Here is a 5,681-nt window from a genome sequence, read left to right as displayed (position 1 = left end):
GGCCGCCGCCGTCGTCATCGCCGGCGGTATCGCGGCCGGAGCGTCCGCCTCGACCTCGGGTTCCGCATCCAGACCCTCCCCCGCCACCCCGGCCGCGAAGAGTCCGGACGTGGTCCTGGAGCCGGAAGCCAAGGCGTTCGCCGACGCGTCCGCCAAGGGCGCGCCGATCTACACGCTGTCCTACGCCGACGCCCGCAAGGCGCTCGAGGACGCCCAGGCCGGGCCGGTCGACAAGCTGCCCGCCGACATCAGTCACCGCACCCTCAAGGTCGGCCCCACCGGGGAGGTGAAGATCCGGATCGTCCGCCCGGCCGGCGTGAGCGGCAAGCTGCCCGTCGTCATGTACTTCCACGGCGGCGGCTGGGTCCTGGGCAGCGAGGACACCCACGACCGGCTGGTGCGGCAGATCGCCAACAAGGCCCAGGCCGCGGTCGTCTTCGTCGACTACACGCCCTCCCCCGAGGCCCGTTACCCCATCGCCATCGAACAGGCGTACGCGGCCACCAAGTGGGTTGCCGAGAACGGCGCGCAGATCGGAGTCGACGGCTCCCGCATGGCCGTGGCCGGCGACTCGGTGGGCGGCAACATGACCGCCGCCGTCACCCTCATGGCCAAGCAGCGCCGCGGCCCCGCCCTGCGCGAGCAAGTGCTCCTGTACCCCGTCACCGACGCCAACTTCAACACGGCCTCCTACCGCCAGTTCGCCGACGGTCCCTGGCTGACCCGCAAGGCCATGCAGTGGTTCTGGGACGCCTACGCCCCCGACAAGAAGGTGCGCAAGGAGATCCTCGCCTCGCCGCTGCAGGCCGGTCTGAACCAGCTGAAGGACCTGCCCCCGGCCCTGGTCATCACCGACGAGGCCGACGTCCTGCGCGACGAGGGCGAGGCCTACGCCGCCAAGCTGCGCGCGGCCGGCAACGACATCACAACCGTCCGCTACTCGGGCACCATCCACGACTTCGCCCTGCTCAACGCCCTGGGTGACACCAACGCCGCCAAGGCGGCTGTCGACCAGGCCGGCCGCTACCTCTACACCGGTCTGCGCAAGGACTCCTGAACCCTGAGTGGTGTGCCGGGGACCGGCCTGCCGGTCCCCGGCACACCACTACGACAGCCCCGAAGCCCGACGGACTGCGGGCCGAGGAGGCGCCGTCCGCGGATCCCCCAAGCATCCTGCACGTTCACCGCAGCAGACCGCACGCCCTGTTCCTGCGGTGATGCAAGGCGTTCCGCCCAGCATCACAACCAGACCACCCGCACAACTCCGGATTCACCTTCACAGGGAGAACCACCGTATGACTGTCATGAAGAGCACGATGCCCGATGGGGCCCGCCAGATCGCCGGGGCGGCCTTGCAGGACACCCTCGTGGACCTGCTGGGGCTCTCCCTGATCGGGAAGCAGGCGCACTGGAACATCGTGGGCCCCCGGTTCCGCTCCATTCACCTGCAGCTCGACGAACTGGTGATGTCGGCGCGCGAGTTCGCCGACTCCGTGGCAGAACGAGCCGCAGCGCTCGGCGTCTCGCCGGACGGCCGGCCCGAGACCATCGCCTCGGCGTTCACGCTGCCTGGCCCGAAGGACGGCTGGGTGCACGACGTCGACGTCGTCGAGGTGATGGTCGAGACCTTGGGGGCCGCCGCCACACGGCTGCGCGAGCGCATCGACGTCACCGAGGGGACCGACCCGGTAACCCAGGACCTCCTGATCTCGATCACCGCCGAACTGGAGAAGCAGCGCTGGATGTTCGCGGCTGAGAGTGTCTCCCACGGGAACTGATGCCGCATCAAGCAACGTTCGCCCTGTCGACGACCTTGCACAGACGTTGGTGAGCCCTCCGTGGTACGTTCCGCGTCGCTGTGCGCTGCTGCGAACCGAGGAGGTGAGACCGATCAACGCTGTGACAGGTCGGGGCTCCCTCTCTCGCATGGCCTAGGGAGTGCCCGCAGAAGGCATCCCGAAAGGCTTGAAACGCTATGCGCTTCAGCTCTGAGACGTCGGCCGACGGCGTCTGCGAACAGCTCTTTACCCACGGTGAGATTCCCGGCGTGCTATGGACGCCAGCAGGTGCCGCCGGCACTCGGCCCCTCATCCTGATGGGACACGGCGGCGGCCAGCAAAAGAAGGCCCCCGGCATCGTGGCCCGTGCGCGCCGCTTCGTGGCCGAGTGCGGTTTCGCGGTGGCGGCGGTGGACGTGCCTGGCCATGGCGACCGACCGGTGGATGAGGAGTACAACCAGATCGCGACCGAGAACCAGGCTCGCGTGGCTGCCGGGGAGGAGCTGGCTCCGCTGGTCGCCGGTTTCCAGGCACTCGTGGCTCGCCGGACCGTCCCGGAATGGCAGGCGGTTCTGGACGGGGTCCAGGATCTCGACTACGTCGGCGCTGGTCCGGTGGGCTATTGGGGGGTGTCGCTGGGGTGCGGACTCGGCGTTCCGTTCGTTGCCGACGAACCCCGGGTCCGCGCGGCGGTGCTGGGATTGGGCGGGGCGTTGGCATCAGCGGAGGCCGCCGCGCGGATCACGGTCCCGGTGGAGTTCCTGGTGCAGTGGGACGATGAGCGGGTGCCGCGGGCCCACGGCTTGGCGCTGTTCGACGCCTTGGCCTCAGCCGAGAAGACCCTGCACGCCAACCCTGGCAAGCACGGGGAGATCCCGGCATTCGAACTGGACAGCACACTACGGTTCTTCACCCGGCACCTCGGCTGACAGCTACGCCTGCAGTCCGCGACGCGCCGATCGGGATCCGTTCCCGATCGGCGCGTTCAGCGAACACTGGCGGCGTGGCCGACAGAGTTCAGGTTCGGGAGATCGATGACGACGAGGGCCGACGGCTGCTGCGGATCATCCGCAGAGGCAGCGGATCGGTGGTGACCTGGCGGCGGGCCCAGATGGTGCTCTGTCCGCGCAGGGCATGCCGGTGACGAGGATCGCCGAGGTGACGTTCAGCGATGCCGATCGCTCTCCCCGTGCTGTCAGCGGACAACGTCGAAGATGTTCTTCTGGAGACCGTTGGCGTAGACCTCGTGCTCGACCAACTTGAGCCTCTGGGTGTCCTTGTCGGTGGTGCTGAACAGGCGCTTGCCCGCGCCGAGCAGGAGCGGGAAGATGATCAGGTGGTAGCGGTCGATCAGGCTGGCGTCCGAAAGCCGCTGGTTCAGGGTGGCGCTGCCGTGGACGATGATCGGGCCGCCCTCGGTCTCCTTCAACGCGGCGACCTCGTCGAGCGAGCGCAGGATGGTGGTCTCGCCCCAGTTCGATACCAGGTCGCCCTCGGTGAGGGTGGTGGAGACGACGTACTTCGGCATCACCTTGTAGTCGGCGAAGTCCGCCATGTCCGGCCACACCAAGCTGAACGCCTCGTAGCTGGTCCGGCCCATCAATATCGCGGCAGCTTCTTCTTGCTCCTGTCCCTTGAGGGCGAAAGCCTCGGGGAGGAACTCGACGTCCTTGTAGGTCCACCCGGAGTTCCGGTAGCCGGGCTCACCGCCCGGGGCCTCCACGACACCGTCGAGGGAGATGAAAGCGGTGCTGATCAGAGTACGCATCTAGGGTTCCTCGGTATCTCGTGTCCGGACGCTCAGCACGCTCGCACGATGCCCGCTTTGACCAGGATCGTGGCTGCCGCAGTTTGCCAATCATGATCTATGACTGCAGATCACGGGGAAACTCATCGGCCCTCGCCGGATCCCTTCCGGCGGCCTCGGCCAGAGGTCCTGCTTCATGCGGCGGCCACTTCAAGTCACCTGTGGTGATCTCCCATTCCAGCATCCGCATTCGTTCGACCTCCCGGCGTGCCAAGGCGACCAGCCCGGCGTCGAACTCGTGGTCGGGGCCGCTGTCTACAGCCTTGAGGACCATCGGGGCAGCCCTTGGCGCGGTTGCGTGAGGCGATGGCCCAGCACCGCATCTTCACCGCGACCGAGCTGGCGCCGCTGCTGCACAGCCACAGGACGGCCTGGGCGATCTCGTCGGCGGTGCCGAGGCGGTCGATGGCCTGGCCGGCTTCGGCCTGGGTGCGGTCGAGTTCGCCGCCTTCGACCATGGCGTCGACCATGGGGGTCGCGATGGTGCCGGGGCAGACGGCGTTGATCCGCACGCCGCGCGGGCCGTAATTCGAGGGCGGCGCTCTTGGTCAGGCCGATCACGCCGTGCTTGGTGGCGTGGTAGGCGGCGCGGCCGGGGTTGCCGACGAGACCGCCGAGGGAGGAGCAGTTGACGATGGCGCCGCTGCCCTGGTCGCGCATGTGGCGCAGCTCGTGCTTCATGGCGGCCCAGATGCCGCGCAGGTTGATGTTGTGGACGCGGTCGAACTGCTCGGCGGACTCGTCGGCGGCGTCGGTGGGCGGGGACATGATGCCGGCGTTGTTGTAGGCCATGTCGAGCCGTCCGAAGGCTTCGACGGTGCTGTCGACGGCGGCGGCAACCTGGTCCTCGTCGGTGACGTTGCAGACCAGGGCGAGGGCCCGGTGGCCGGCGTCGGTGAATTCCTTCACGGCGGTGGAGACGGCCGTCTCGTCGATGTCGGCGAGGCCAACAGCGGCGCCGGCCTGGGCGAAGGCGCGGGCAGTGGCCAGGCCCATGCCGGAGGAGGCGCCGGTGACGAAGGCGACCTGGCCGGTGAAGTCGTAGGTGGGGTTGATGGCGCTGTCTCTTCGGGCGAGATTTCGGCGGGGGCGTCGAGCGTGGGCCGGAGGGTTCAGGTGGTCTGGCCGCCGTCGACGACGAGGGCGGTGCCGGTGGTGAAGGCGGCGTCGTCGGAGCAGAGCCAGAGGACGGCGGAGGCGATCTCCTCGGGCTTGCCGAGGCGGCCGACGGGTTCGTCGGCGATGAGTCCTTCGCGCCCGCCGGGGCGGGTGTCGCCGAAGCGGCGGATCATCTCGGTGTCGATGATGCCGGGGCAGACGGCGTTGATCCGGATGCCCTGGGCGGCGTGGTCGAGGGCGGCGGAGCGGGTGAAGCCGATGATCCCGTGTTTGGCGGCGGCGTAGGCGGCCTGGCCTTTGAAGCCCTTGATGCCGGCGCCGGAGGAGACGTTGACGATCGCGCCGCCGCCGTCCTGGCGCAGCATCTGGCGGATCTGGGCGCGGGTGCACAGGAACGCTCCGGTGAGGCTGACGCCGAGGATGCGGTCCCAGTCCTCCTTGGCGGTGTCGGCGGCCGGCTGGACGGGCTGTTCGACGCCGGCGTTGTTGAAGGCTGCGTCCAGGCTCCCGAAGCGCTCGACGGCCCGGTCGATCGCTGCCTGGACGTCGTCCTCGCTGGTGACGTCGCAGGTGAGGGTGAGGGCTTCGCCCCCGGCGATGTCGATGAGGCGGGCGGTCTCGTGCAGCCCGTCGCCGGAGAGGTCGGCGAGGGCGACCCGTGCGCCCGCGCGGGCGAAGGTGAGGGCGGTGGCCCGTCCGATGCCGCCGGCGGCGCCGGTGACGAAGGCGGTCTTGCCGCGGAAGTCGTAGGTGACGGTCACGGGTGTTCTCCGATCGAGGTGCGGGTCGTACGGGGCCGGGTCAGGAGGCGGCTTCGATGGTGATGCGTGTCGCCCGGCCGAGCTGGTCGGCGCTGACGTCGAGGTGGCCGAGGACCAGCAGATCCGGGGAGGGGGCAGGCCCGTCCTGGTAGAAGAGGGCGAGGTTGCCCCAGGGGGCGTAGTAGGCGATGTCGCCGGCCTTCGCGGCGGGCGGGT

6 protein-coding genes and 2 pseudogenes are annotated in these 5,681 nt (G+C 69.2%); 4 read left to right on the top strand and 4 right to left on the bottom strand.

The window, feature by feature from the left end; genetic code table 11:
• Nucleotides 1–109 precede the first annotated feature (109 nt).
• From IH13_RS0130600 to IH13_RS41520, 4 genes and pseudogenes are all read left to right on the top strand, one after another.
• Entirely contained in the window at nt 110–1,057 is a 948-nt protein-coding gene (locus IH13_RS0130600; RefSeq protein WP_234433449.1) for an alpha/beta hydrolase, read from the top strand.
• Nucleotides 1,058–1,295: 238 nt separating this feature from the next.
• Complete coding sequence (locus IH13_RS0130595) at nt 1,296–1,778, top strand: Dps family protein (RefSeq protein ID WP_031089366.1); 483 nt, start codon at nt 1,296–1,298, stop codon at nt 1,776–1,778.
• Nucleotides 1,779–1,975: 197 nt separating this feature from the next.
• A complete protein-coding gene (locus IH13_RS0130590; protein ID WP_031089364.1) occupies nt 1,976–2,707 on the top strand; it encodes a dienelactone hydrolase family protein in 732 nt (243 codons plus the stop codon).
• A gap of 74 nt (nt 2,708–2,781) precedes the next feature.
• Nucleotides 2,782–2,960 (top strand): annotated as a pseudogene (locus tag IH13_RS41520) (IS630 family transposase); the annotation flags it as partial.
• A 13-nt stretch (nt 2,961–2,973) separates the two neighbouring features.
• Here IH13_RS41520 and IH13_RS0130585 read toward each other — a convergent pair.
• The 4 genes and pseudogenes from IH13_RS0130585 to IH13_RS43660 form a co-directional block, all read right to left on the bottom strand.
• The gene (locus tag IH13_RS0130585) at nt 2,974–3,546 is read right to left on the bottom strand and encodes a dihydrofolate reductase family protein (protein ID WP_031089363.1); all 573 of its coding nucleotides are present in this window, start codon (nt 3,544–3,546) and stop codon (nt 2,974–2,976) included.
• Nucleotides 3,547–3,917: 371 nt separating this feature from the next.
• Nucleotides 3,918–4,641: pseudogene (locus IH13_RS41515) on the bottom strand (SDR family NAD(P)-dependent oxidoreductase); the annotation flags it as partial.
• Nucleotides 4,642–4,697: 56 nt separating this feature from the next.
• The gene (locus tag IH13_RS0130560; protein ID WP_031089355.1) at nt 4,698–5,465 is read right to left on the bottom strand and encodes a glucose 1-dehydrogenase; all 768 of its coding nucleotides are present in this window, start codon (nt 5,463–5,465) and stop codon (nt 4,698–4,700) included.
• Between the two features lie 40 nt (nt 5,466–5,505).
• On the bottom strand, nt 5,506–5,655 hold the full coding sequence (locus IH13_RS43660; RefSeq protein WP_420713418.1) for a cyclophilin-like fold protein: 150 nt from the start codon (nt 5,653–5,655) through the stop codon (nt 5,506–5,508).
• Between the last annotated feature and the right edge of the window lie 26 nt (nt 5,656–5,681).

The organism is Streptomyces sp. NRRL WC-3549 (assembly GCF_000721935.1).
Classification (GTDB): domain Bacteria; phylum Actinomycetota; class Actinomycetes; order Streptomycetales; family Streptomycetaceae; genus Streptomyces.
The sequence above is the reverse complement of the archived record's forward strand: the minus strand, read 5'-3'. Positions and strand labels throughout refer to the sequence as shown.

Coding starts and splice junctions, on each gene's coding strand:
- IH13_RS0130595 (WP_031089366.1), top strand. CDS start 1,296: ATGACTGTCATGAAGAGCACGATGCCCGATGGGGCCCGCCAGATCGCC.
- IH13_RS0130590 (WP_031089364.1), top strand. CDS start 1,976: ATGCGCTTCAGCTCTGAGACGTCGGCCGACGGCGTCTGCGAACAGCTC.
- IH13_RS0130585 (WP_031089363.1), bottom strand. CDS start 3,546: ATGCGTACTCTGATCAGCACCGCTTTCATCTCCCTCGACGGTGTCGTG.